Source organism: Bartonella sp. AP7XZML (assembly GCF_042195745.1).
Taxonomy (GTDB): Bacteria; Pseudomonadota; Alphaproteobacteria; order Rhizobiales; family Rhizobiaceae; genus Bartonella.
This window is the reverse complement of the sequence record NZ_JBHIOT010000016.1, coordinates 67,514-93,742: the sequence shown is the minus strand read 5'-3', so window position 1 is coordinate 93,742 and position 26,229 is coordinate 67,514. Positions and strand designations below refer to the sequence as shown.

The following is a 26,229-nucleotide window of genomic DNA, read 5'->3' as shown; positions in this document are numbered from 1 at the left end:
GCCTGACTTGCAAAATATCCCATTACTAAGGCTAATAAAAAACAAAAAAATAATTTTTTAAGGATCAATCCATTAGGAGCGTTACGAACCGTAACTCTCCATCTGGACGCGCTACAATAAATAGAGCATTTTTGCGTCCAGCTTCACGTAATTTATGAATACGTTTTTTAGCCTCATCAATTGTTGTGATAGAACTCTGATTGATATCAACAATCACTTCACCAACGCGAATACGCTTTTTATCCGCTGCACTATTTTGTGCAACAGATGTCACCACTAGTCCTCGAAGTTTGTCTGAAATTGAATAACGATGACGCAAATCCTCTGTCAGTTCAGATAACGTCATTCCCATAAATTGCATTGTCACGTTTTTCGACAGATCTTGATTTTTTTTATCATCAACTTCTTCTGTATCTTCATTTGGATCTGTTTCAATCAAACGTCCAAGCTTAACTTTTACTGTTGCTTCTTGCCCATTGCGTAAAATAGTAACGTCCACCACTTTTCCTTCTGAACTTTCTGCAACTAAACGCGGCAAATCACGTGCATGCTTAATTTTGGAATTACCAAAGGAAAGAATAACATCTCCAGTTTGTAACTGGCTATTATCTACATTATTTTCTTCCGTCTGTTCTATTTTACCAGCCACCAATGCTCCCACAGCATTGTCCAATTTTAAACTTTTTGCAATATCCTCTGTTACCGGCTGAATACGAATAGCCAACCAACCACGCCTTATTTCTCCAAAATCACGCAATTGATTAATAACAGAAAGAGCCATATCCGATGGAATAGCAAATCCAATACCGATAGATCCTCCCGAAGGTGAAACAATTGCTGTATTAATGCCAATGACTTCACCATTTCTATCAAATAACGGCCCACCAGAATTTCCCCGATTAATTGCTGCATCTGTTTGAATAAAATTATCATAGGGACCAGCATTAAGATCACGGTTACGTGCAGAAATAATACCAACCGTCACACTTCCACCAAAACCATAAGGATTACCAATAGCCATAACCCAGTCACCAATACGTGCTTTTTCTGAGTCACCAAAACGCACAGCTTTTAATTTTTTACTTCCTGCATCGACTTGAAGCAACGCCAAATCAGTTTTGCTATCCTTTCCAAGAAGCTTTGCCTTTAATTTTGTACCATCCGTAAAATTAACTTCAATATCATCAGCATCTACAATAACATGATAATTTGTAACAATAATCCCTTTTTGCGCATCAATCACAAAACCAGACCCTAAAGAACGCACCTTTTGAAATTGACTATCTTTTTGACCATCCTTGGGTGTAAAAAAATCACTGAAATATTCCTCCAGCAATGAATCTTTTGGGATAACGGGTACCGAGGTGTTTGCATCCTGTTCTGTTCCTTCAACAGTCTGCGCCGTGGAAATATTCACAACTGTTTCCAAAAGCTCAGAAGCTAAATCAGGAATAGAAAGCAATGCCTTGCTTGTCTCGGCTCCCCAAGACAAACTCACTGATCCTGATAGAAACAAAGTCACACAAAAAACAACTCTTGTGATAAAAAACTTTAAAAACGTATTTTTACTCACGACACTTCTATCCATGACATGCCTTTAATCAAAGATGCAAAGAGCCCCACTAAATTTATCTACGTAAAACCAGCACGGCTCGATACTCTCTACCACTTTTACCATAAAAGAAAATGGTCACAGATCATTCTTTTCATGCAAAATCTCGTATCTGCAATCCATTATTTTATCTATTCTCTCCCGATTTTGGATCAGTTTTACTGAGGCCAGTATTCATTGTCGGTAAGAATGCTTTATTTGCCTGCGGCGGATTACGAAAATAGAAAAAGAAATCCTCATTTGGAGAAATCACCATCGGTGTTTTCTCTAAATTCTTGTATTGTTCCATCGCCAACCAAAAATCGTAAAAAGACGGATTAGCCTCCCTCGCATTCAATAAAAGACGAATACTTTCAGCTTGACCTTCACCACGGGTAATTTCAGCATCACGCTTTGCAGCTGCTACAATTTCTTCATATTCACGATTAGCTTCTGCCACAATACGATCTCGCTCCTGCTGACCACGAGCCCGGATATTTTCCGCAGCAGCTTCACGTTCAGCTGCCATTTGCCGATAGACATCTTCTGAAACAGCATCAGTCAAATCGGTTTTACGAATACGCACATCAACAATGGCAATACCCAACGAACCTGCATCTACAGAAAATTGCTTCTGTACTTCAGCCATCATCGCGCCTCGTTCATCCGATAAGGCTGCTTTAAATTCTCGCTTACCATAAACAGCACGCAAAGCGTCAATAAACCGTGGTGCAAGGTTTTCACGTGCCGCAATTTGTGGACGCCCAGAAGCAATGCGCTGTAAAAACAACTTAGGATCTGTAATACGGTAAATAAAGAACGCATCCACCTCATAATACGCACCACCACGAACCTGTACAGATTGTGTAGGAACATCGTAACGCAATAACCGATTATCAACAATGATCATCTTATCGATAAAGGGCGCCTTGAAATAGATTCCAGGATTAGATTCTACCTGAACAATTTGTCCAAAACGCTTAATTGCTACTTGTTGACGAGGATAGACGATAAATACGGACATCCACAAAATCATCAAAACAAACACTATAGCACTAAAAACAAACAAAAAGCGAGATTGCTGCATAATTAATCTCCTCCAGAAATACGAGAATCTAAGAGTAACGCAGGACGCGCTGCTGTTGCCTTTACTTTTTCCGATGACTTGCTACGCAACAATTCATTCAAAGGTAAATAAGGCACCGCTGGAGAATTTGCCTGATCAAGAACCAGCTTATTTGGTGAAGAAAGAATCCGCCCCATCGTCTCCATATAGAGACGGTAGCGAGCAGCTTCTGGTGAAATCGCAGCCTCTCGAGCTATCGCCTGAAAACGTTCAGCACGCCCTGTTGCCTCTTCAACCATTTGTGCCTTTTCACCTTTTGCGATTTCCCGTGTGCGTGAAGCTTCACCATTTGCTAAACCAATTTTCGTAAAACGCACACGATTCCCCTCTTCAATCATTCTTCCACGTTCCTGCTCCGCCTGCTGAACAGAATTAAACGCAGCAGCAACCTTTGTCGGAGGAGCAGCTTCACTGATAGAAACACGGCTTATTTCGACACCAAGTTGATATTTATCCACAGTCAACTGGATAATCTTTCTAACGTCATTAGCAACTTCTTCTTTCTTGTCACGTAAAACATCATCAACCGGCCGCGAACCAATGACCTCACGCATTGCACTCTCAGCAACTTGGCGGACAGTTCCCTCTTGATCATTCACATTGAATAAAAACTGACTAGGGTATGAAATCCGATAATAAACGGAAAAATTAACATTAACGATATTTTGATCACTCGAAAGCATTAAACCATCACTTTGTTGCGCCTGACCGGGCTTCCCACCAATCGCGATTGTTTTTTCCGTTAAAGGTACTTTCATATAGGTCTCAATTGGCCAAAAATGAAAATGCAACCCATCACCAATAATGCCTTCTTTAGGGATGCCAAAGCGCAACTCTACCGCTTGTTCATTTTGCTGAACAATATAAATTGACTGGTATAGCCAAAAAAACACAATAAGCAGAAGGAATAAAACAGAAAAACTGCTTCTCCCGAATTGTTTAAACTGATCCTGCCCTTTGCGCAAAATTTCATTAAGATTAGGACCATTTTCGCCACCATTACCGCCACCAGAACCAAAGAGATTCTTAGCTGGTGTTTTTTTGTCACCACTGTTTTTATCGCCACTCCACGGGCCACCACCATTTTGATTTGTCCAGGGCATTATCACCTCTTTAACTGATTACCACTACTCGAACACCAACCATTTGCTTGATCTTATAGGGTGTCTCTTACCTCATTACAATACAACTGATAAACCCTTCCACTTCATATTACAAAAAATTATTTCCGCTCATAAACAACAAAACGTGTCGGATGACTATCTTTATCCCCTTTTGGAATATCTTGTGTTTGCACAATAGTCCACTTTTCTTTATCAAAAACAGGAAAAAAACTATCACCTTCTATAGAAGCTAAAACTTCTGTAAGAAATATTTTATCAGCCATATGCAACCCTTGTTGAAAAATTGCACCACCACCAATAATAAAAATTTCCTCTACATCATTTTGAGAAGCAACGCTTGTTGCAAGAGAACAAGCTTGCGATAAAGAGTGAGCAACAACAGCCCCCTCAGCACAAAAGGTACAATCACGCGTAATGACGATATTTGTACGCCCTGGTAAAGGTCTCCTAATAGAATCCCAAGTTTTTCTTCCCATAATAATGGGCTTACGCAACGTCAAAGCTTTAAAGCGTTGCAAATCCGTCGATAAATGCCACGGCATGGCACCTTCACGACCGATAACACCATTTTCTGCAACAGCAGCAATTAAACAAATGGAAATCGTCATATTGCTACCGGCGCTTTAATATGGGGTTGTGCTTCATAATTAAGCAACTCAAAATCCTCAAATTGAAAAGAAAAAAGATCTGTTACCGCTGGATTTATGCGCATACATGGCAAAGCATTTGGTATACGAGACAATTGATATTTTGCCTGTTCAAAATGATTAGAATAAAGATGAGCATCTCCCAGAGTATGAATAAAATCGCCTACTTTAAGACCGCTTACTTGCGCAATCATCATCGTTAGCAATGCGTAGGATGCAATATTGAATGGAACACCTAAGAAAATATCCGCCGAACGCTGATAAAGTTGACAAGATAATTTCCCCTCCGCAATGTAAAATTGAAAAAGACAATGACACGGAGGCAACGCCATTTCCTCTATTAATGCAGGATTCCAAGCTGATACAATCAAGCGACGAGAATCTGGCGTTTCCTTAATCATCGTTAAAAGATTGTTAATTTGATCAATATGGCGTCCATCAGGAGCGGGCCAAGAACGCCACTGATAACCATAAACAGGACCAAGATTTCCCTTTTCATCAGCCCACTCGTCCCAAATTGACACACCATGCTCTTTCAACCAAGCGATATTTGTATCGCCTTTAAGAAACCACAAAAGTTCATAAATAATTGAACGTAAGTGTAGTTTCTTTGTTGTCAACAACGGAAATCCTGCTTGTAAATCAAAACGCATCTGATACCCAAAGATAGATCGCGTTCCAACACCCGTTCGATCTGTCCGATCAATACCCTGATTTAAAACATGAGATAAAAGAGCAAGATATGATTTCATGAGGGTATTATGTCCGATTCTTCTTATTATAGAAAATAAAAACTGTAAAATCCGTACAAACATAATTCAAATCTTTTTCCAAAAACATCTTACACAAGAAATTATCATGATCTAACTAAATTTTTGATGCAAAAGATAAAATACTATAGACAGCTTCTAAAAAAATGACATAAATGAACAAAGATGGATGAACATCAAATAAAGGGATCGACTATGGAAAAACAAGAAGCTTTAAAACCACATGATACAAGAAAACGTATCTGGGCTATCGTGTCCAGTGCATCAGGTAATCTAGTAGAATGGTATGACTTTTATGTTTATTCCTTTACATCTATTTATTTTGCATCACAATTCTTTCCCTCAGATGGCAATGACGTTACGCAACTTTTAAAAGCGGCGGGTGTTTTTGCTATTGGTTTTCTTATGCGCCCAATCGGCGGATGGCTTTTTGGCTTCATTGCCGATCGTTACGGACGCAAACGCTCAATGCTTATCTCTGTTTTTATGATGTGTGGTGGTTCGTTCTTAATCGCCCTACTTCCTACCTATGAAACCATTGGAATGGCAGCAGGAATTCTTTTACTTTTACTCAGAATGCTTCAGGGGCTTTCTGTCGGTGGTGAATATGGTACAACAGCAACTTATATGAGCGAAATCGCCCTCAAAAATCGCCGCGGATTTTTTAGCTCTTTCCAATATACCACACTGATTGGTGGTCAACTTCTCGCCAGTCTCGTTATATTCATTTTAGCGCTTTATCTCACCGAAGATCAGCTAAAAGCGTGGGGCTGGCGTATTCCATTTGCCATTGGTGGATGCGGCGCAATTGTTGCGATTTATCTACGCCGCACACTCCATGAGACAACGACCAAAGAAAGTCGTTCTAGTGCACAAGCTGGTAGTATTAGGGGACTTCTGAGTAACCACCGAAAAGCTTTCTTTCTGGTTATTGGCTTTACAGCTGGAGGATCGCTCACATTCTACACCTATACGACTTACATGCAGAAATATCTGATCACAACCACTGGCTTTGATAAACATACAGCCACAACAATCATGACAGCTGCACTCTTTGTTTTCATGTTACTCCAACCCCTCTTTGGTGCTCTTGCAGATAAAATTGGAACAAGAACTTCACTCCTTATTTGGAGTGTCTTATCTATTATCTTTACCATTCCTGGACTTAATATGATTGGTAGTACCGATAGTACATGGATTGCTTTATCAGTCATTACTGGAATGCTCTGCATTATGAGCTTTTATACATCTATCTCTGGCATTGTAAAATCAGAAATGTTTCCTGCTTCAGTACGAGCAATAGGAGTTGGGCTCTCTTATGCTATTGCCAACGCACTGTTTGGCGGTTCTGCTGAATATGTCGCACTTGGATTAAAAGATCTTGGATATGAATCTGTCTTCTATTTTTATATAACCGGCATGATGATTATTGCATTCATTGCTGTTTTCTTAATGCCAGATGCTCGCAAAAAAGGGTATTTACAAGGAGACGATATTCATTAACCTTTAATGTTAACAAACAAGAATTTTAACAAAAAAGCCCAGAGTACTGGGCTTTTTTTATATTCTTTCCGATAGAAGTTTAAAGCTCACAATTTTTTATCCCTTCAAACACTCTAAAGAAGCAATGTTCCCTCCTGCACACGCCGCTTATAAAAATAAATGGCTTCATATTATTATGTAATAAATACTTCTTTAGCTGAATTTAATTCACTGAAGATAAAAAACGTTTGATTTATTTTAATATTCCCATGCCCACTCAAAATCGAAGAAAAGTGATTATCTTTCAAGATAATTTTATCAATAATAAAGATTACACTCATGATTTTGTTTAATACATTCTTAATGGTACCCCTCATGCAAAACAAATTCTTTCATGAAAATAGAAAATACCATTATATTATGAATTCGCACACTTTTTTGAGAAACATTTCTCAATGCATCCAACTCCATTTCACAACGGCACCCGTGAATGACATAACGTAAAAGCCCCGTAAAATATAAACATGAACATTACTCTCTTTACACTTAATAAAAGTGCAAGCCGCTATCATTATACTTTTGACGAACTCTTAATATTGTACTCCCCCTTAACACTTAAGCTCATTCATAAAAAGTATTTTAACAGATACACCAACCTCGCATGAAATAGTCAATAACATCATTTTACGAAACAACATCAAGCATATAAACTAAAGAGTATCATATCTTCATAAACACTCTGCATATGCAAATAATTCACAATCAAACAAAAAATAATATTTCCTTAAGGATAGTAAAAAGCGTATGATTTACGCAATGTAACAACACCATGAGCCCAAAACACCACTGATAGCTCTAGAAAAAATCTTTATGTTTCCCTAAAAAATTATCATGATACAATGGCGTTTTTATAATGCACATCGTAAATAGCTTTAAAAAGAAGAAAAGTTATAAATCTAAAAGGGGAATACTTCATGAATAATCAAACAACTTTAGATCCACATGATACAAGGAAACGTATTTTTGCTATCATATCCAGCGCATCAGGAAATCTGGTAGAATGGTACGACTTTTATGCTTACTCCTTTGCATCGGTTTATTTTGCATCACAATTTTTTCCTGAAGATGAAGATATTGTTACACAACTGTTAAAAACGGCAGGAATCTTTTTTATTGGCTTTCTTATGCGTCCAATTGGAGCATGGCTCTTTGGATACATTGCGGATCGTTATGGACGTAAACGCTCAATGCTTATTTCTGTTTTTATGATGTGTGGTGGCTCTTTTCTCATTGCCATACTTCCCACTTATAAAACCTTGGGAATAACAGCAGCGTTTCTTCTCCTTTTAGTCCGTATGTTTCAAGGACTTTCCGTTGGCGGTGAATATGGTACAGCAGCAACTTATATGAGCGAAGTTGCACCCAAAAATCGTCGCGGGCTCTTTGCTTCTTTTCAATATGCAACAACGATCTCAGGTCAACTTCTCGCAAGTTTTATAATATTTATTTTAGCCATTTACCTTAACGAGGATCAGTTAAAAGCATGGGGATGGCGTATTCCCTTTGTCATTGGTGGCTTTGGAGCAATCGTTGCAATTTATCTGCGTAGTTTGCTCCATGAAACAACAACCCACAAAAGCCGCTCTGAACAACACGCTGGTAGTCTTAAAGAACTTTTTCGCAATCATAAAAAAGCTTTCTTTTTGGTTGTTGGCTTTACAGCTGGTGGATCTCTCACATTTTATACATACACCACTTATATGCAAAAATATCTGATCACAACCACGGGCTTTGATAAACAAACCGCAACAACGATAATGACTGCCGCCCTCTTTGTTTTTGTGCTACTCCAACCTCTTTTTGGTTCCCTAGCCGATAAAATTGGAGCAAGAGCTTCACTCATTAGTTGGGGGGCATTATCCATTATCTGCACCATTCCTGTACTTAAAATGATCGGTAATGCCCATAATCCATGGACAGCACTCTTAATTATTATTGGAATACTCTGTGTTATGAGTTTTTATACGTCCATTGCTGGTATCATAAAAGCAGAATTGTTCCCTGCTTCAATCCGAGCAATTGGTGTTGGATTTGCTTTTGCCATTGGCAACGCACTCTTTGGCGGTTCTGCTGAATATGTAGCGCTTGGATTAAAAAATATGGGATACGAATCTGTTTTCTTTTTTTACATCGTTGGTATGATGGTCATTGCACTCATCTCTATTCTTCTTATGCCCGATATAGATAAAGGAGGATATCTCAATAAAGACGATAGACTTCATTAAACTTATTTTCTGGATAAAAAAAGCCCAAGAAATTGGGTTTTTTTGATCTCCTCTCCACCCTAATAAAGAACGAAAAGCCCGCCCCGCATTCGTCTTACAAACAACTCAGTTTCTCTTAAATTGTCTATAGTTACTGCCCTCTTTATGTAATTTACTTGATAAGATTCTATAGGCAAGCCCTACCCTAAATATTTATCATGATATCTGAAAAATACCTCATACAGAAAACCTTATCTGAGCCTTACCTCCCCCTCCTAAATAATGATGTGTGGTGATACAACAAGATAAGCAAGGACACAAAAATCCCCTTTTACATTACTTAAGCTTTTTGAAATATTTTCAGTTTTTGGGCTTTCTGCTCATAAAGACCATCTCTTCTATGATCTTCCGGTATGATTCCAATAATTGCATTCTTCTCATAAAGTTTAAGTATCTTGATCTACTTTTCAATGTTCTCTCCCTTTAAATGCAACGTAATAACTTTTTATTCTATAACACAAGTAAAAATCTTAAAACGAATAACAACATAACTCTAATAAATCATCTTAAAGAGTTTCCCTAAGAAATTGTTATAATACCATTGAATTTTTCTGGAAATCATAAACAATTATGTTTAGAAAATATGAACTATAAATCCAAAAGGGGAACAATTCATGAAAAATGAAACAACTTCAGCATCACAGGATGCAAGAAAACGTGTTTTTGCTATTATAGCAAGCGCATCAGGAAATCTCGTAGAATGGTATGATTTTTACGTGTACTCATTTGCATCAATTTATTTTGCATCACAATTCTTTCCCTCCGATGGTGATACGATTACGCCACTGTTAAAAACCGCAGGTGTGTTTTTTATTGGCTTTCTTATGCGCCCTATTGGAGCTTGGTTTTTAGGGTTTGTCGCCGATCGTTATGGACGTAAACGCTCGATGCTTATATCCATTTTTATGATGTGTGGTGGCTCTTTTTTCATCGCCATACTTCCCACCTATGAAACCTTAGGAGTAACATCAGCAATCCTTTTACTTTTAGCTCGGATGATGCAAGGACTTTCAGCAGGTGGTGAATATGGTACAGCAGCCACTTATATGAGCGAAGTTGCCCTCAAAAAACATCGTGGGCTTTTTGCTTCTTTCCAATCTGCCACCCTTATTACAGGTCAACTTCTTGCCAGCTTCATTATATTTATTCTAGCATCTTATCTCTCTGAAGATCAGTTAAAAGCATGGGGATGGCGCATTCCTTTTGTAATTGGTGGTTTCGGGGCAGTGATTGCGATTTATCTGCGTCGTTCTCTCCACGAAACAACCACGAAAGAAAGCCGCTCTCACAAACACTCTGGCAGTCTTAAGGAACTTCTCACCAAGCATACAAAAGCCGTTGTCGTAATTGCATGCTTTGCATCAGGAGGATCACTCACATTTTACACCTTTACGACTTATATGCAAAAATATCTGATCACAACCACCGGCTTTGATAAACATACCGCAACAACGATTATGACAGCTGTACTATTTATTTTCATCCTATTCCAACCCATAGCTGGTATCATAGCCGATAAAATTGGAACAAAAACTTTACTTATCATTTGGAGTGTACTCTCTGTCATCTTTACATTTCCTGGACTCTGGATAATCGGTAATACGCATAGTATATGGGTTGCCTTTTCCGTCATTATTGGCTTGCTCTTCATTATGAGCATGTATACATCCATCTCTGGTGTCGTCAAATCAGCAATGTTTCCCTCTTCAATACGCGCATTAGGCGTTAGCATCTCTCATGCCATTGGCAACGCCTTATTTGGTGGTTCTGCTGAATACGTTGCGCTTGGATTAAAAAAGTACGGTCATGAATCTCTCTTTTATTTTTATATAACCGTCGTGATGATCATGGCATTCATTGCTCTTCTCTTTGTCCCGAGTATGCGTAAAGGAGGCTACCTCCAAGAGGATGAAAAACATTAACCCTTTTTATCAACGAAAAAGCCCAAGAAATTGGGCTTTTTTTATCATTATCACAAATTTAATATTGTTTAAATTTTATGAAGTGCATTAAGTTGCTTAGCAACTAGATAATAAAAAGTCATACGACTTTTTCTACGCTCTCCAGACATCATCTCAGCCACTTTTGAAACAGCCATTTTAGCACTCTTCTCATCGGCTTCTAAAACATCTTGAACCCATTTTTCAACACGTTCTAACTCTTTTGGATCCGATGTAGCAACAAGCGCTGCATCCTGCTTTTTCATCACTAAAGCTAAACGACGGCTAAGTCGTTCTACTGCTGCTTCATCGGGATTTGAATCATATAGTTTAATATCTGCTAAATTATTTGTCATTTTGCATCATCTCCTCTCCAAAAATGAGCGGACTATACTTTACAGCCGCATCATATAGCTCCATAAATAATTAGAGGATTAAAAATATTAACAACCCCCCCTTTTCCTAAGACTGTTCTTCATCTATATTTGGAGGGCTGGTTTACCAGCTATGGTAATAAATGGACGGTGAAATAAACCTATTGGACCCGGGGGCGGTACCCGGCGCCTCCACCAAAATATAAGAAACCAAAGTTATATTTTGGTGGGGGCGAAATAGGATCGACAAGGGTGTAAAGATCGCTCTTTTACTCGGCATTGTACCACCGTTATCGGGCTAAATGAGTAGTTGCAAATGACAACTATGCGGAAGCACGTCTCGCCGCTTAAGGTGGTGTGAATGTTTCAATTTGAGCCTTAAACCGTCGCAGGTTTAAGCGGGGTTCGGAGGCACCTGGCAACAGAAGCCTTCACTTTTTTAAATGTTGTTGATTGATCTTTCAGACATTATCAGACATTATTTACCATAGAGTTTCGTATTTATTCGATTTATTGAGGTGCATCGTAGAAAAAATCTGCTAATTTAAAATATATTCTGTCACACAATATCAATACGCCCCATTCTGCTACGTGAAATAAAAGGAATAAACTTCGATGGTTAAAGATCAAATCCGTTACGATATTCTCGTTCAGGATGCGCTTCGTGGAGTTATCCGTAAAGTTTTATCGGAAGTTGCCAAAGCAGGTCTTCCGGGAAATCATCATTTTTTTATAACTTTTTTGACAAATGCCCCAGGCGTTAAAATTTCTCCTCGGCTAAAAAATCGCTATCCCGAGCAAATGACAATCGTCTTACAACATCAATTTAGAGATCTCAGTGTTTCAGAAACAGCTTTCGAAGTAACCCTCTCTTTCAGGGAAATAACCGAAAAGCTCGTGATTCCTTTTACTTCCATTCAGGTCTTTTATGATCCTGTAGCAGCATTTGAAGCAGCATTTGATCTGCCCTCAAATCTGACCTCTGGAGAAAGTGAAAATTCAGAAAATACCTCAACTACGCCTATTACCTTATCAAACAAACAAAAAAAAGAAAATACGCTTACAAAAGAACAAAATCTCAGTACAAATAAAGAACCTTCAAATAACGATGCAAAACAAAATCAAAGTGCTGATGTTGTCTCTTTAGATTCCTTTCGGAAAAAATAATTTTTCTCATGACTGAATTGATTAATCTTCGCCAATTTCGAAAACAAAAAAAACGTACAGAAAAATCTCTTTGTGCTGAGCAAAATCGTTATCGTTTTGGACGAACAAAAACTGAAAAAAATTTTGAGCAGCAAAAATCTTTAAAAATGCAAAAATTTCTTGATCAAAATCGTTTACGAAACGACGAATAAAGGTGGAAAAATGCACGAAAATAATTCTATCGATTGGTCAAAAGTCATTCCACGAAAGATATCTGTTCGCGTTGATGGACACGCAACAAGCGTCTCTTTAGAACCACCATTTTTAGATATTCTAAAAGATATAGCCCGCAAAAAAGGACAATCTTTAGCCTTTATTATTACCGATATTGATAGCAAAAGACCACAACAAGTAAATCTTTCGGCTTCGTTACGCGTTTATGCCCTTCAAAGCGTTCTCACCCAAAGCCTTTAATGTTTGTGCTTATTTTTTTACGTTCTCTTTCTGTCTGTTCAACTGAAACTGTTGTGACTTTTTAAGAGAAGTTTTTTTAATCTAGAACTTCAATAAAAAAAAGACTACAAAAGAGAGATAATGAGTAATTTTTCTGATCATACCATACCTTTCTTTGAAGAAGATTCCCCTCCAGACCATGATAAGAAGAGCTCTGGTTTTTTCTCCCATACTCTAAAAGAACAAAAATCATATAACACAGACTATTTAGAACAACTCAATCCAGAACAGCAACAAGCTGTTATGAATACTGAGGGACCTCTTTTAGTTCTTGCAGGTGCTGGTACAGGAAAAACACGCGTTTTAACAACCCGTATTTCTCACATTTTACGCTCTGGACTTGCCTCTCCTCAGCAAATACTTGCTGTCACTTTCACCAACAAAGCAGCACGTGAAATGAAAATACGTATTGGTGAACTTATTGGAGAAGTTGTTGAAGGTATGCCTTGGCTTGGAACCTTTCATTCCACTGGAGCTAAAATTTTACGCCGTCACGCAGAGCTTGTTGATTTAAAAAGAAACTTTACTATTCTCGATAGCGATGATGTTCTTCGACTTTTAAAACAACTTATTCAAGCTGAAGGATTAGACGATAAGCGTTGGCCCGCACGAAACCTTGCCATGATGATTGATTCTTGGAAAAATCAAGGACTCTCACCAACACATATCTCAAAAAGTGATGCTCATTCCTTTGGTAATGGCATGGGACGTGAACTTTATCACAGTTATCAAAATCGATTAAAAGATCTTAATGCTTGTGATTTTGGTGACCTTCTACTTCATTCTATCTCTATCTTCCAACATAATCCAGATATCCTTCGCGAATATCATTCTCAATTTCGTTATATTCTCGTCGATGAATATCAAGATACAAATACAGCACAATATCTTTGGCTTCGCCTTTTGGCCCAACATCCTCAAGGTCAACATGTTAATCTTTGTTGTGTTGGCGATGATGATCAATCCATTTATGGATGGCGTGGTGCAAAAGTCGAAAACATATTACGTTTTGAAAAAGATTTTCCTTCTGCTAAAATTATTCGTCTAGAACGCAATTATCGCTCAACATCTCATATTCTCAAAACCGCCTCCCATCTCATTGCGCATAATGAAGAAAGACTGGGAAAAGTCCTTTTTTCTGCTCAAATAAAGAGCGAGGAAGAAAAGGTAAAAATTCATTCAGCATGGGATTCGGCAGAAGAAGCACGAGCAATTGGAGAAGAAATCGAACGCGCACAACAAACCGGTCATGCATTAAATCATATGGCTATATTGGTACGCGCATCATTTCAAATGCGTGAATTTGAAGATCGCTTTGTAACGCTTGGCCTTAATTATCGCGTCATTGGTGGTCCTCGTTTTTATGAGCGAATGGAAATACGTGATGCCATGGCTTATTTACGCGTTGTTGTTCAACCCACTGATGATTTAGCTTTTGAGCGTGTTATTAATACACCGAAACGCGGCATAGGAGATGCAACCCTGCGCATTCTTTATGAGAGTGCACGTGCACGTGCTGTTCCTCTCTTTTCTGCTGCCGCTGACATCATTGAAACAGATGAATTAAAGCCTAAGGCACGCAGTGCGTTACGAAGCCTTATTGAAAACTTCCGCCGCTGGCAAAATATGCTTCAAGACACTCCTCATAGAGAACTTGCCGAGATCGTCCTTGATGATTCTGGTTATACAACCATGTGGTTAGAAGATCGTTCACCAGAGGCTCCTACAAGACTAGAAAATCTTAAAGAAATGATTCGTTCCATGGAACAATTTGAAAATCTTCAAAGTTTTTTGGAACATGTTGCACTCGTTATGGAAACGGAAAATAATGAAAATATGGATGCAGTCAACATCATGACACTTCATTCAGCCAAAGGGCTTGAATTTGAAACAATTTTTCTTCCAGGTTGGGAAGAAGGACTCTTTCCCCACCAGCGCTCATTAGATGAAGGTGGACGTTCAGGATTAGAAGAAGAACGGCGTCTTGCTTACGTAGGTCTAACAAGAGCAAAAAAACATTTGCATATATGGTTTGTATCGAATCGAAGAATTCATGGACTTTGGCAACCTGCTCTTCCCTCCCGTTTTCTAGATGAATTACCAGAAGAACATATAGAAGTTGTAGAAATGGAAACATCCTATGGTGGTTATGGAAAATCTTCCTTTCAACATCACGATTCCTTTTATAGTGACTATGCAACAGCAAGACAAAAGCGTGCACAAAAAAACAAGAATATTGAAGGGAAAGTTATCTCTCAATCGATCTCTCATGCACCTTCAGATTTTTCTGTCAATGATCGGATTTTTCACATAAAATTTGGTTATGGTCATATTACAGCAATAGACGATCATAAATTGACAATAATGTTCGAAAAAGCCGGAGAAAAGCGTGTACTAGACAATTTTGTAAACAAAGCTTAATTACAAGTAAACCACGATCAGTTTTTTCAAGAAACCACTTTATTTTATTCTGAATGTCATTTCCATTTACGAACAAAGGCTTCAATGGGCAAATTTTGCATATCAGGCAATGCGTTGTGAATTTTATCAAGCGGCCAATCCCACCAAGCCATATCTAAAAGGCATTCTATCACATGATTGGGAAAACGCATCCGCAACAGTTTAGCAGGCACCCCAACGACAATCGTATATGGCAAAACATCTTTCGTTATAACAGCGTTCGCGCCAATGATAGCGCCATGACCAATTGTCACCCCAGGCATAATAACCGCACCATATCCAATCCACACATCATGCCCAATAATAACACGTTTTGCACAACGCCTTTCACGAAAACCACTATCTAATGCCATATAACGAAAATATTCGTTTGGACGATAGGTTATTTTATGCGTTGAAACGCGCTCCATAGGATGCTCCAACGCATTCATCCGTACATGAGATGCAATAGAACAAAAACGCCCAATATCGCTATAAATAGCCTCACTATTACGCTCTAAATAAGAAAAATCTCCAACGGTTACATCCCGTAAAATCACCCGCTCATTAATTTCCACATAGCGCCCTAATTTACAACCATGCAGCCGCGCTGTCGTATGGATACGAGGTTTACTTTCATGAAATCGAAGATCTTTCTCAATATTCATACATCTTTCACCAATGTTTCATCAATAGATATGGAAAGACATACCAACCAAACCAATAAAATCAACCGTGAAACAAACATTGCAAAACAAACCTGCCAATGTTACAATTTCTCGATCTATCTAAGAGAGTCAAACTATGAAAAATGTAATACGCATCTTGGGGCTGACAATCATATTTCTTGCAGGTGTTTTTGGTTATGATACGCTGACAAATAAGCCTTTAGGTGATAACTTTACTCTCACTGATTCTAATGGAAAAAATATTACTGAGGCTGATGTTCGAAGCAAGCCTTCAATAATTTTTTTCGGCTTCACTATGTGTCCTGAAAGCTGCCCTACCACACTGATGAATCTTGATCGATGGCTTACAGCCCTTGGTCCTGAAGCTGATAAATTAGGTATATGGTTTGTGACTGTTGATCCTGAACGTGACACACCAAAAGTACTCCATGATTATCTCAGTAATTTTAACAATAAAATTGTTGGCATTAGTGGAGATCCTGATAAAGTTCATAAAATGGTCAATTCTTTCAACATCGTTGCTGAAAAAGTCCCTGAAACAGATGGAAACTATACATATAACCATACAGCAGCAATTTTTTTACTCAAAAAAGGTGGAAAATTAGCTGGCGTTATCCGTTATGACACGAAAGAAAGCGATAACGAATTAAAAGATGAAATCGCCATTGAACGGTTAAAAAAACTCATCTTAAACTAAAAAAAAGCCGATCAAAAGAAAGAACAGCATGTCGCAACAAATTCGCCTCTATTATACTGCTTCTAAAAATGAAGCAGAACGGTTCTATACCCTTATAGAAACAGCCTTTGACGAAGAAGGTTATCCTCTTGCTCTTACAGAGATAGATGAACAAAATGCTGTATATGAGCTTTCTCTATATGTCGATCAAGACAATCAAGAGAACGCATTGAAACGTTTTGCCAAAATTCTTTCTATAGATTTTGATAAAATTAATATGGAAGTTTTACCCAACATTGATTGGGTACAAAAAAGCCTAGAAGGACTAAAACCTGTGCAAGCCGGTCCTTTTTTCCTTCATGGAAGTCACAACCGAAACGCCATTCCAGCAAATGTTCTCCCTATTGAAATTGAAGCTAATCAAGCTTTTGGCACCGGACATCATGGAACAACAGCCGGTTGTTTAGAAATGATTGCCAAAGTCATGAAACACGAAAATCCAAAAAATGCCCTTGATCTTGGTACTGGGAGCGGTGTACTAGCCATTGGCATAGCAATGCTCAAACCAATTACTGTGCTTGCATCCGATATTGACCCAATTGCTGTTCAAGTTGCACAACACAATATCGAATTCAATGGTGTCAAGGAATATATTACAGCTATTACAGCAACAGATTTTTCCCATGATGCAATTGCATCACGAACCCCTTTTGATCTCATCGTTGCCAATATCCTTGCTAATCCGCTTATTGAACTTGCGCAAGAAGTGGTAACGGCACTTCAAAAAGGGGGATCACTTATACTCTCTGGAATTCTTGAAGAACAACATGCCCATGTTTTGGAGACTTATATAAAACAAGGACTGAAGCATATCGAAACATACCACCGGCAAGGATGGGTTACGATACACCTGAAATAAAATAAAAGAAAAGGACGTCGTTATGTATCAATCTTTTGAGGCGACAACAAATCCTGCTTATGCAGCAGAACGCATTTCTTGCCTTCGTAAAGAACTCGATCACCTTGGACTCGATGGTTTTCTTGTTCCGCGGTGCGATGAACACCAAGGAGAGTATGTCCCTCCTCATGCTCAACGCCTTAGCTGGTTAACCGGCTTTACTGGATCAGCTGGGATTGCACTGATTTTAAAAAACAAAGCCATCATATTTACAGATGGGCGATATAAGCTCCAAGTTCGCCAACAAACTGATCCTGATATTTTTAATTATGAAGATCTCATAACTTGTCCTCCCTCACAATGGCTTGAAAAAAATGGTCAAAAACTTTCTATTGGCTTTGATCCATGGCTCCACACGATTGCTGCCACCGATGCATTAAAAAACGCATTAGAAATGAAAGCAGGTGGAAAACTTGTAGAAGTTCAACATAATCCCATTGATCTGCTCTGGCATGATCAACCAAAATTACCACAATCTGCCTTATCAATTCACCCTCTCAAATATGCTGGGTGCGATACAGATGAAAAACTCGCTTTGATTTACAAAGATATACAGCAAACTCATGCAAATGCTTTTATTTTTACAGACCCCTCTTCCATTGCATGGACATTCAATATACGGGGCAATGATGTTTCCAACACGCCTTTTTCCCTTTGTTTTGCTCTCATTCCACTTAACAAAACACCAGCTTTATTCATTGACAGCAAAAAACTTGGTGTAGAACAGAAACAATATCTAGAACGTTATGCAAAATTATATGAACCAGAACAGCTTATTCCCAAGATCAAAGAGTATGTTCAAAAAGGGACAGTGTTTGCCTTAGATCCACAGCTAACATGCGAAAAATTACGAACTGTTATTGAAGAAAAAAATAGCTTTTTTATCACACTTACCGATCCTGCTGCTCTACCACGTGCCATTAAAAATGACACAGAACTCAATGGCGCACGCAAAGCGCATCTACGCGATGGTGTTGCCCTAACCCGTTTTTTTTCTTGGTTAGATAAACAAATACCAGGGTCAATAAGTGAAATTTCTGCTGCTCAAAAATTAGAAGAATTTCGCATAAATACAGCAAAAGAAATGGGAGAAAAACTTAAAGATCTTTCTTTTGATACAATTTCAGCAGCAGGAGAAAATGGTGCCATTATTCATTATCGTGTAACAACGCAAACAAATAAACAACTCAAAGCCGGTGAACTTTACCTCGTTGATTCAGGTGGACAATATCGTGATGGCACGACTGATGTCACACGCACCGTAGCAATTGGGAATATTGGAGAAGAAGAAAAACGCTGTTTTACGCTTGTCCTCAAAGGCATGATTGCTCTTTCAACTATCAGATTTCCAAAAGGCACACGAGGACAAGACCTTGATGCTCTTGCACGCATTGCATTGTGGAAAGCTGGTTTTGATTATGCCCATGGCACCGGTCATGGTGTTGGATCTTATCTTTCTGTCCATGAAGGACCGCAAAATATTTCTCGCAAAGGGTGCCAAGAACTCATCTCCGGTATGATTCTTTCAAACGAGCCAGGCTATTACCGCGAAGGCGCTTTTGGTATCCGTCTTGAAAATTTGATGATTGTGAAGCCAGCACAAAAAATTGATGGCGGAGATATAGAAATGCTCTCGTTCGAAACACTCACACATTGCCCCATTGATCGACGGTTAATCCTTCCAGAGCTTTTGACACAAGAAGAACGACAATGGCTCAATGATTACCATGCGCGCGTTTATCAGATGAATGCACCTTACTTAAATGAAGAAGATAAAAAATGGGCAAAAGAAGCAACAATGCCCCTTTAAATGAAGCAACCTATAACTTTTACCCTTTCTACAAAACACTACACCCTTCTCTTTTAAAGAGAGAAGTGCGAATTTACCATCAGCAAACACCAAAAATGCTTCTATGAAATACTTCAAGTTTTTTTGCCGATACGGCAAAAGCCTTCCAAAATTGAAACAGAACGGGATACACTCGCAAAAGATCATGCTTATCAATTATCCTCCACCATCTCCACATGAGTTATAGCCTTATTCTGCTATATAGAAATTTTCATTATATTTTGTAACCCTCCGCGTCGCATTTCTAAAACGCCCATTATAACCAACTTATTACGCCGTTTAGATTCAAAAATTCTGCATATTTATTTACAATTTTTACCTTGCTTCACAATGATAATTTATAAATTTTACTAATAATAACCTTGTATATTCTTCATCATAATAGTTCTAAGTTTAATATTTAAGTTCAACGTTAATTATTTTAAATAACGTAATAAATATTAAAATATATGGCGCTCTGTTTTTGCAAAAAACAGCCCCTATTATCCCCCTTTTTGATTTCATCCCCCAAAAAATGTAAGAGAGATAATCATACAAACAGCATACGATCTTCTAGAAAACATCCTCTAAACATTATGTTTCTCAATTAGCTGTAGCCAAGCCTCTTCATCAATAACCTCAACACCTAATTCCTCAGCTTTAGCCAATTTGGAGCCCGCTCCAGGTCCTGCAACAAGAAGATCTGTTTTTTTAGAAAGTGAACCAGATGTTTTAGCCCCTAATCGCTCTGCCAATGCTTTTGCTTCATCGCGTGACATATGCGCCAAAGTTCCTGTAAAAACAATGATCTTCTCCGCTATAGGTGAAGAATCTGCTATGATAGGCTCCTCATCAAGAGGAGTTACTTCTTCAAGCAAAACAGATAAAATCTCACGGTTATGCTCTTCTTGATAAAAATCAACAATTGCGCTCCCTACCTGTGGTCCAATTCCTTCGATATTGGTAAGCTCTATCCAAGCCTCATTTCCTTCTTCATTTTCCTTATCACATGGCATAAATGCTTCCATAGCCGCAGTCTCAAAAGCTGTATAATTTTTATAAGCACGTGCAAGGCGGCGTGCATTCACTTCGCCAACATGACGAATCCCCAATGCAAACAAAAAACGGCTCAAAGGAATTTCTCGACGCGCATTAATGGCATCATACAATTTTCGCACTGAAACAGTACCAAAACCTTCCATATTTTCCAAACGTATCAAAGACTTTTCTTGGCGCCGTTGTAAAGTAAAAATATCGGCTGGTGTATGAATACAAAGCGCCTCATCTTGAACATGGAAAAAGAATTCCACTTGTTTTTTCCCAAGTCCTTCAATATCAAAGGCATTGCGTGAAACAAAATGACGAATACGTTCAATCGCTTGTGCAGGACAAATAAGCCCACCGGTGCATCGACGCACGGCTTCTCCCACTTCACGAACAGCATGACTCCCACAAGCTGGACAAAAATGAGGAAAAATAAAAACAGCAGCATCTTTCGGGCGTTTTTCAATGACAATATCAACAATTTGAGGGATCACATCACCAGCGCGTTGTACAATCACGGTATCGCCTACACGGATATCACGCCCTTCACGAATGGGCTCTCCTTTATGACCAATTCCCTTAATATAATCCTCATTATGCAAACTGGCATTGGTCACCACCACCCCACCAACAGTAACAGGTGTAAGGCGTGCAACAGGCGTCAAAGCTCCCGTACGACCGACCTGAATGTCAATATCTTCCAAAAGCGCCATTGCTTTTTCTGCTGGAAATTTATGCGCTATTGCCCAACGCGGCGAACGAGCAACAAACCCCAAACGCTTTTGGAGCATCAAATCATTAACCTTATAAACAATACCATCAATATCATAGCTTAAAGAATGACGGCATTCTTCGATATCGTGATAATAGCAAATAATGTCTTCTACTGTCTTAAAGACTTTTGTTAATGGATTGATAACAAAGCCATACTCTTTTAGCTTTTTCATCATCTCCATTTGACTTTCTGCCAATATTTCACTCACCTCACCACAAGCATAAGCAAAAAATTGAAGTTTTCTGCTAGAAGTTATCCGTGAATCAAGCTGACGGAGAGAACCAGCCGCCGCATTTCGAGGATTGGCAAAGGTTAACTTGCCCTTCTCTTGTTGGCTGATATTTAGTGCTTGGAAATCCTCCCGCCCCATATAAACTTCACCACGCACCTCAATAATATCAGGAAAATCACCTTGCAAAACTTGTGGAATATCAGCAATTGTTCGGGCATTTGCCGTCACATTTTCACCGACAGTTCCATCCCCACGCGTTGCCGCACGCACAAGCTGCCCCTTTTCGTAGCGCAAAGACAAAGATAAACCATCAATTTTTGGCTCCGCTGTTATTTCCAACACTTGTGTTTCTGGAAGCCGTAAAAAACGACGAATACGCTCAACAAATTCAGTAACATCTTCAGAGCTAAACGCATTATCAAGTGAAAGCATAGGCTGTGCATGAACAGATTTTTCAAATTTTTCAGAAATTGGTGCTCCAATTTTATGTGAAGGAGAATCAATACGTATAAGTTCTGGAAAAAGAGCTTCAATTTCTGCATTACGACGACGTAAAGCATCATATTCTGCATCAGAAATTTCAGGCTGATCATCACGATTATAAAGCACATCATGACGTGCAATCTCTTTTGCCAACCACTCTAATTCATGTTCTGCTTCAACAGCTGTGAGATTTTTATCTGCATCTTTGTTCATAAAATCTATTCCAAATTACAAGCGCTGTCACAAGGGCCTCCCACGCCTCCTTATCAAGTGAATCTCAATAAATATAAGCTTTCCAGTATTTTTATCGCTGACTAATTACCTTTATGCGAGAAGCTTTTGAGCCGCTGCACGCGCTTCTTCAGTAATCTGTTCTCCAGCCAACATACGGGCAATTTCTTCTGCACGCTCATGTTCTTTCATTTTATGAATCGCAGTAACAAAGCGTCCTTTATCATGACTCTCAATTTTTGAAATAAGAAAATGACCATGCGCTTTCGATGCAACCTGTGGAGCATGCGTAATAGCGAAAACTTGGACATGTTCTGATAAGCGTTGCAACCGTTGCCCAATAGCCGCTGCAACAGCCCCCCCAACGCCTGTATCAACTTCATCAAAAATCAGCGTCGGTGCTGATCCTCGATCAGATAAAACAACTTTTAATGCCAGCAAAAAACGGGATAATTCACCGCCAGAAGCCACACTAAGCATCGGCCCAGCACGTGTTCCAGGATTTGTCCGCACCCAATATTCAATACGATCACATCCCTCTGCACTCCGCTTTTCCATATCACTTTGCATTTCAACAATAAATTCAGCCCTCTCTAACTTCAATGCCGGCAACTCAGCCATAACACTTTCAGATAAATGCTTTGCTGTCTCCCGACGCTTTATTGTTAAGGCTTGCGCCAATGTATCATAATTTTTCTTTGCCTGCTCTGCCTCATCTTCAAAACGTGTCAATATGGTCTGAGCCTCTTCAAAGTCAGCCAGTTCAGCATCCATTTTATCGCGTAACTGAACCAATTCATCCGCAGAAACTTGATATTTACGAGCAAAACCCCGAAGAGCAAAAAGACGCTCTTCTATCCGTTCCAATTCATCAGGTTCAAAATCTAATGCTCGTATTGCCGTCTCAATACCTTCTTGTGCTGTTGCAAGTGCATGCAATGCCTCATCAATAGATTTCACCACTGGTGCAATAAGTTCTTGCGCCTCAGGAATTTTCCGCTCCAAACGCCTCACCAAATTAGAAAGTACTGGGATTGGTGATTTTTGACCCGTTAAAAGATCATCCGCTTCTTTAATATCTGTCGCTATTTTTTCTAATTTAAGCATATCAGCACGACGAAGAGAAAGAGCTTCCTCTTCACCAACTTTAAAATCAAGCTTTTCAAGCTCTTCTACACACGCACGAAGATAATCAACCTCCCGTACAGCACTCTCTACTTTAAGACGCTGCCGTTGCAAACGCTCCTCAAATTCACGCCATGTGTGATAACACTGACGCAAATTTTCCACTTCATCTTCAAGACCACCAAAGGCATCTAATAATTGGCGATGTGTAGCAACATCAACAAGCGCACGATCATCATGTTGTCCATGGATTTCAACCAGCAAACGGCCAACACTCCGCATCAATGCAACACTAGACACCTGATCATTGATAAAAACACGGCTACGTCCATCACTTGATTGCACACGTCGTAAAATAATATCACCCTCATCATCAAGACCATTCTCACGAATAAGTTGACGTGCAGGATGTGAAACAGACACATCAAAAACAGCTGTGACCTGCCCGCGGTCAGCCCCATGACGCACAAGCGAAGCATCACCCCGCCCCCCTAGAGCAAGTGATAAAGCATCAAGGAGAATAGACTTCCCCGCACCCGTTTCTCCAGTTAAAACCGTCAACCCCGCTGTAAAATGAATATCGAGCGTTTCGATCAAAACAATATTATGAATCGAAAGCTGTACCAACATAGAGAATCAACGTACCCTCTTCTTGTCACCACCTAAAGCATTTGAGATCCAAGAAGATTTATGCTCACGTGGTGATATTTTATTCTTCTGCAAGAGATTATAAGAAAATTTATACCACTCACTTTTGGGATAATTACGTCCTAAAATAGCTGCTGCCGTCTGTGCTTCCGCCGTTAAGCCGAGAGCAAGATTAACCTCAGTCAAGCGGAAAAGCGCTTCTTCAATTTGATTTGTATCAGAATACTCTTCAACCACGGTACGAAACCGTCTACTTGCCGCAAGGTAACGCCGCCCCTCTTCATAATAACGGCCAATCTGCATTTCTTTACCAGCCAGCTGTTCGCGACCAAAACGGATTTTATCCTTAGCATCCTTGACATACTCAGAATTAGGATAACGCTCTATAAGAAGCTGCATAGCAGCAATAGCACGTTTCGTATCACGTTGATCACGTGTAACATCAGGAATCCGACGGAAAGAAGAAAGACCAATAATATAGTACGCATAAGCCGAGTCAGTCGACCCTGGATAAAGAGTAATATAGCGTTGAGCCATACTAATTGAATCATCATACTTTCCGAGTCGATAATTAGTAAAAGCACCCATGACCAAAGATTTACGCCCCCAGTCTGTATAAGCGTACTGTTTTTCAATCTTCAAAAACTTCTTCGATGCATCCCCAAGACGCCCACTTTCAAGGCTAGCAAGCGCCTGATTATAGAGAACATCTGGTGGCTCTATTTTCAAAACATAAGCAGATGGATCAAGGGTATTTTTCTCTTTAAAGAGACATCCCGCTAACATACAGGTGCTTCCTAAAAGTACCACCCCCAATATCTTGCGTACAATGTTAGATTTTCTATATGTCATATTTCCAATGCACACATGAGATTTTTTCATAGTTTTTCCGGCCTCCAGAGAATATCACCTTGTAGCAAAAACAATTTATTAAAGTTTTTATACCATATCACTTTAAAATCCACATAACCAATTTAGCAGTTTAGGTCAATCATCCCCTTAAAAATCAAATAAACGATAAAAAAATCTTGCCAATTTTTTTACTTTTTCTCTAAAAAGCTCTTTTCATAATATGATTCGTCTGCCAAAACAGCCTTCACCAATTGCGCATTAATTCTATGCCCACTACAATAAGAACGAAATAATCCAATAAAAGGTGCCCCAAGCAAAGCAGTATCACCAATCGCATCAAGCATCTTGTGCCGAACACATTCATTCTCCCAATAAGGACCATCGGGATTTAAAATTTTATCATTAAGGTCGATAACAAGAGAATTTTCCAAAGAAGCGCCTCTCGCCTTTCCAGAAAGCCTTAATTCTTCCACGTCTTTGATAAAACCAAAAGTGCGCGCACGTGACAAATCATCCCTAAACCCTCGTGTGGTAAGATCAAAACTGAAATGTTGCTTACCAATAGCAGAAGAAGGAAAAGAGATCGTTATATCAAAACGACGTCCATCGAATGGCAAAAGCTCTGCAACACCATGAGCTCCTTCAACTCGCACCGGCTTTTTTATAATGAAATAAGAACGCAACGCATTTTGCTGTACAATACCAACATCTTCAAAAGCTTGGCAATATAGCCACGCTGAACCATCCAAAATAGGAATCTCATTATGTGACACTTCAATAATAAGATTATCCAAATTATAAGCAGCAATTGCCGCCATCAAATGTTCAATTGTTTCAACCCTTACATCTCCATCTCCAAGTACTGTCGATAATTCAGTTTCTCCTGTTTGCGATGCATGGGCTTGAAATATTTTCTCTGTTCCGTCTAATCCACAACGCTTAAAAACAATACCACACCCAACATCCGCTGGACAAACCTTTACCACTGACAAACAGCCACTATGAACGCCAATCCCCTTAAATGTTACTGCTTTTTTAAGAGTAGACTGATATTTTGGTACTAAATTCATCATATCATTTTATTAAATTGCTTGTACATCTTTTAACAAAATTTATAAAACTATAAAAAATATTCATAGTAAATAATAAAAAAAACCGCTTATTGTAAGCGGTTTTTTTTTAAACAAAGTATTTTATCCAAAAAACAGTAAT

The 26,229-nt window shown here is 39.0% G+C and carries 21 protein-coding genes and 1 other RNA gene; 11 read left to right on the top strand and 11 right to left on the bottom strand.

Going from position 1 to position 26,229, the window contains the following annotated elements; genetic code table 11:
* Positions 1-64: 64 nt before the first annotated feature.
* From ACFILT_RS01320 to ACFILT_RS01300, 5 genes are all read right to left on the bottom strand, one after another.
* Positions 65-1,588, bottom strand: coding sequence for a Do family serine endopeptidase (locus tag ACFILT_RS01320; protein ID WP_375628863.1), 1,524 nt, complete (start codon positions 1,586-1,588; stop codon positions 65-67).
* Between the two features lie 151 nt (positions 1,589-1,739).
* On the bottom strand, positions 1,740-2,678 hold the full coding sequence (gene hflC, locus ACFILT_RS01315; protein ID WP_375628861.1) for a protease modulator HflC: 939 nt from the start codon (positions 2,676-2,678) through the stop codon (positions 1,740-1,742).
* Between the two features lie 2 nt (positions 2,679-2,680).
* Positions 2,681-3,820: an FtsH protease activity modulator HflK gene (gene hflK, locus ACFILT_RS01310; protein WP_375612019.1), complete on the bottom strand. Its 1,140-nt coding sequence runs from the start codon at positions 3,818-3,820 to the stop codon at positions 2,681-2,683.
* Between the two features lie 119 nt (positions 3,821-3,939).
* A complete protein-coding gene (locus tag ACFILT_RS01305; RefSeq protein WP_375629938.1) occupies positions 3,940-4,449 on the bottom strand; it encodes a dihydrofolate reductase in 510 nt (169 codons plus the stop codon).
* Positions 4,446-5,240, bottom strand: a complete 795-nt coding sequence (locus ACFILT_RS01300) for a thymidylate synthase (RefSeq protein ID WP_273722957.1) — start codon at positions 5,238-5,240, stop codon at positions 4,446-4,448. The genes ACFILT_RS01305 and ACFILT_RS01300 overlap by 4 nt, the downstream gene beginning before the upstream one ends.
* A 213-nt stretch (positions 5,241-5,453) precedes the next feature.
* Between ACFILT_RS01300 and ACFILT_RS01295 the strand changes: the two genes are divergently transcribed.
* The 3 genes from ACFILT_RS01295 (at position 5,454) to ACFILT_RS01285 (ending at position 10,986) form a co-directional block, all read left to right on the top strand.
* Entirely contained in the window at positions 5,454-6,761 is a 1,308-nt protein-coding gene (locus ACFILT_RS01295) for an MFS family transporter (RefSeq protein ID WP_375678598.1), read from the top strand.
* Positions 6,762-7,714: 953 nt separating this feature from the next.
* Complete coding sequence (locus ACFILT_RS01290; protein ID WP_375678599.1) at positions 7,715-9,025, top strand: MFS family transporter; 1,311 nt, start codon at positions 7,715-7,717, stop codon at positions 9,023-9,025.
* 653 nt (positions 9,026-9,678) lie between these two features.
* Complete coding sequence (locus ACFILT_RS01285) at positions 9,679-10,986, top strand: MFS transporter (protein WP_375632342.1); 1,308 nt, start codon at positions 9,679-9,681, stop codon at positions 10,984-10,986.
* A gap of 68 nt (positions 10,987-11,054) precedes the next feature.
* On the opposite strand, the gene ACFILT_RS01280 is transcribed toward ACFILT_RS01285, so the two are convergent.
* A complete protein-coding gene (locus ACFILT_RS01280; protein ID WP_375618238.1) occupies positions 11,055-11,360 on the bottom strand; it encodes a DUF2853 family protein in 306 nt (101 codons plus the stop codon).
* A gap of 97 nt (positions 11,361-11,457) precedes the next feature.
* On the opposite strand from ACFILT_RS01280, the gene ssrA reads away from it, so the two are divergent.
* From ssrA to ACFILT_RS01255, 5 genes are all read left to right on the top strand, one after another.
* Positions 11,458-11,814: a transfer-messenger RNA gene (gene ssrA, locus ACFILT_RS01275) on the top strand.
* A 179-nt stretch (positions 11,815-11,993) separates the two neighbouring features.
* On the top strand, positions 11,994-12,545 hold the full coding sequence (locus tag ACFILT_RS01270) for an SspB family protein (protein ID WP_375612012.1): 552 nt from the start codon (positions 11,994-11,996) through the stop codon (positions 12,543-12,545).
* Between the two features lie 8 nt (positions 12,546-12,553).
* Complete coding sequence (locus tag ACFILT_RS01265; RefSeq protein WP_375612011.1) at positions 12,554-12,736, top strand: DUF4169 family protein; 183 nt, start codon at positions 12,554-12,556, stop codon at positions 12,734-12,736.
* A 10-nt stretch (positions 12,737-12,746) separates the two neighbouring features.
* Complete coding sequence (locus tag ACFILT_RS01260; protein WP_375612010.1) at positions 12,747-12,998, top strand: ribbon-helix-helix domain-containing protein; 252 nt, start codon at positions 12,747-12,749, stop codon at positions 12,996-12,998.
* 120 nt (positions 12,999-13,118) lie between these two features.
* Positions 13,119-15,458: an ATP-dependent helicase gene (locus ACFILT_RS01255; RefSeq protein WP_375678600.1), complete on the top strand. Its 2,340-nt coding sequence runs from the start codon at positions 13,119-13,121 to the stop codon at positions 15,456-15,458.
* Between the two features lie 56 nt (positions 15,459-15,514).
* Here the strand turns inward: ACFILT_RS01255 and ACFILT_RS01250 are convergent, their stop codons facing one another.
* Positions 15,515-16,144 carry a DapH/DapD/GlmU-related protein gene (locus ACFILT_RS01250; RefSeq protein ID WP_375678601.1) on the bottom strand — a complete coding sequence of 210 codons (630 nt, stop codon included), beginning with the start codon at positions 16,142-16,144 and terminating at the stop codon, positions 15,515-15,517.
* 136 nt (positions 16,145-16,280) lie between these two features.
* On the opposite strand from ACFILT_RS01250, the gene ACFILT_RS01245 reads away from it, so the two are divergent.
* From ACFILT_RS01245 to ACFILT_RS01235, 3 genes are read left to right on the top strand one after another with little or no spacing between them, the layout of a single operon-like run.
* Complete coding sequence (locus ACFILT_RS01245) at positions 16,281-16,862, top strand: SCO family protein (RefSeq protein ID WP_375678602.1); 582 nt, start codon at positions 16,281-16,283, stop codon at positions 16,860-16,862.
* 28 nt (positions 16,863-16,890) lie between these two features.
* The gene (locus ACFILT_RS01240; RefSeq protein ID WP_375678603.1) at positions 16,891-17,760 is read left to right on the top strand and encodes a 50S ribosomal protein L11 methyltransferase; all 870 of its coding nucleotides are present in this window, start codon (positions 16,891-16,893) and stop codon (positions 17,758-17,760) included.
* Between the two features lie 22 nt (positions 17,761-17,782).
* Positions 17,783-19,609 carry an aminopeptidase P family protein gene (locus ACFILT_RS01235; protein WP_375678604.1) on the top strand — a complete coding sequence of 609 codons (1,827 nt, stop codon included), beginning with the start codon at positions 17,783-17,785 and terminating at the stop codon, positions 19,607-19,609.
* Positions 19,610-20,214: 605 nt separating this feature from the next.
* Here ACFILT_RS01235 and ligA read toward each other — a convergent pair.
* The 4 genes from ligA to lpxC all read right to left on the bottom strand — a co-directional run bounded on the left by ligA (position 20,215) and on the right by lpxC (position 26,090).
* Positions 20,215-22,374: an NAD-dependent DNA ligase LigA gene (ligA, locus tag ACFILT_RS01230; protein ID WP_375679455.1), complete on the bottom strand. Its 2,160-nt coding sequence runs from the start codon at positions 22,372-22,374 to the stop codon at positions 20,215-20,217.
* A gap of 111 nt (positions 22,375-22,485) precedes the next feature.
* Positions 22,486-24,147 carry a DNA repair protein RecN gene (recN, locus tag ACFILT_RS01225; protein ID WP_375678606.1) on the bottom strand — a complete coding sequence of 554 codons (1,662 nt, stop codon included), beginning with the start codon at positions 24,145-24,147 and terminating at the stop codon, positions 22,486-22,488.
* A 6-nt stretch (positions 24,148-24,153) separates the two neighbouring features.
* Entirely contained in the window at positions 24,154-25,047 is an 894-nt protein-coding gene (locus ACFILT_RS01220; RefSeq protein ID WP_375612003.1) for an outer membrane protein assembly factor BamD, read from the bottom strand.
* A gap of 158 nt (positions 25,048-25,205) precedes the next feature.
* On the bottom strand, positions 25,206-26,090 hold the full coding sequence (gene lpxC, locus ACFILT_RS01215; protein WP_375678607.1) for a UDP-3-O-acyl-N-acetylglucosamine deacetylase: 885 nt from the start codon (positions 26,088-26,090) through the stop codon (positions 25,206-25,208).
* Between the last annotated feature and the right edge of the window lie 139 nt (positions 26,091-26,229).

Excerpts from the sequence above, each read along its gene's own strand:
- ACFILT_RS01320 (WP_375628863.1), bottom strand. The coding sequence starts at position 1,588 with ATGGATAGAAGTGTCGTGAGTAAAAATACGTTTTTAAAGTTTTTTATC.
- hflC (WP_375628861.1), bottom strand. The coding sequence starts at position 2,678 with ATGCAGCAATCTCGCTTTTTGTTTGTTTTTAGTGCTATAGTGTTTGTT.
- hflK (WP_375612019.1), bottom strand. The coding sequence starts at position 3,820 with ATGCCCTGGACAAATCAAAATGGTGGTGGCCCGTGGAGTGGCGATAAA.
- ACFILT_RS01305 (WP_375629938.1), bottom strand. The coding sequence starts at position 4,449 with ATGACGATTTCCATTTGTTTAATTGCTGCTGTTGCAGAAAATGGTGTT.
- ACFILT_RS01300 (WP_273722957.1), bottom strand. The coding sequence starts at position 5,240 with ATGAAATCATATCTTGCTCTTTTATCTCATGTTTTAAATCAGGGTATT.
- ACFILT_RS01295 (WP_375678598.1), top strand. The coding sequence starts at position 5,454 with ATGGAAAAACAAGAAGCTTTAAAACCACATGATACAAGAAAACGTATC.
- ACFILT_RS01290 (WP_375678599.1), top strand. The coding sequence starts at position 7,715 with ATGAATAATCAAACAACTTTAGATCCACATGATACAAGGAAACGTATT.
- ACFILT_RS01285 (WP_375632342.1), top strand. The coding sequence starts at position 9,679 with ATGAAAAATGAAACAACTTCAGCATCACAGGATGCAAGAAAACGTGTT.
- ACFILT_RS01280 (WP_375618238.1), bottom strand. The coding sequence starts at position 11,360 with ATGACAAATAATTTAGCAGATATTAAACTATATGATTCAAATCCCGAT.
- ACFILT_RS01270 (WP_375612012.1), top strand. The coding sequence starts at position 11,994 with ATGGTTAAAGATCAAATCCGTTACGATATTCTCGTTCAGGATGCGCTT.
- ACFILT_RS01265 (WP_375612011.1), top strand. The coding sequence starts at position 12,554 with ATGACTGAATTGATTAATCTTCGCCAATTTCGAAAACAAAAAAAACGT.
- ACFILT_RS01260 (WP_375612010.1), top strand. The coding sequence starts at position 12,747 with ATGCACGAAAATAATTCTATCGATTGGTCAAAAGTCATTCCACGAAAG.
- ACFILT_RS01255 (WP_375678600.1), top strand. The coding sequence starts at position 13,119 with ATGAGTAATTTTTCTGATCATACCATACCTTTCTTTGAAGAAGATTCC.
- ACFILT_RS01250 (WP_375678601.1), bottom strand. The coding sequence starts at position 16,144 with ATGAATATTGAGAAAGATCTTCGATTTCATGAAAGTAAACCTCGTATC.
- ACFILT_RS01245 (WP_375678602.1), top strand. The coding sequence starts at position 16,281 with ATGAAAAATGTAATACGCATCTTGGGGCTGACAATCATATTTCTTGCA.
- ACFILT_RS01240 (WP_375678603.1), top strand. The coding sequence starts at position 16,891 with ATGTCGCAACAAATTCGCCTCTATTATACTGCTTCTAAAAATGAAGCA.
- ACFILT_RS01235 (WP_375678604.1), top strand. The coding sequence starts at position 17,783 with ATGTATCAATCTTTTGAGGCGACAACAAATCCTGCTTATGCAGCAGAA.
- ligA (WP_375679455.1), bottom strand. The coding sequence starts at position 22,374 with ATGAACAAAGATGCAGATAAAAATCTCACAGCTGTTGAAGCAGAACAT.
- recN (WP_375678606.1), bottom strand. The coding sequence starts at position 24,147 with ATGTTGGTACAGCTTTCGATTCATAATATTGTTTTGATCGAAACGCTC.
- ACFILT_RS01220 (WP_375612003.1), bottom strand. The coding sequence starts at position 25,047 with ATGAAAAAATCTCATGTGTGCATTGGAAATATGACATATAGAAAATCT.
- lpxC (WP_375678607.1), bottom strand. The coding sequence starts at position 26,090 with ATGATGAATTTAGTACCAAAATATCAGTCTACTCTTAAAAAAGCAGTA.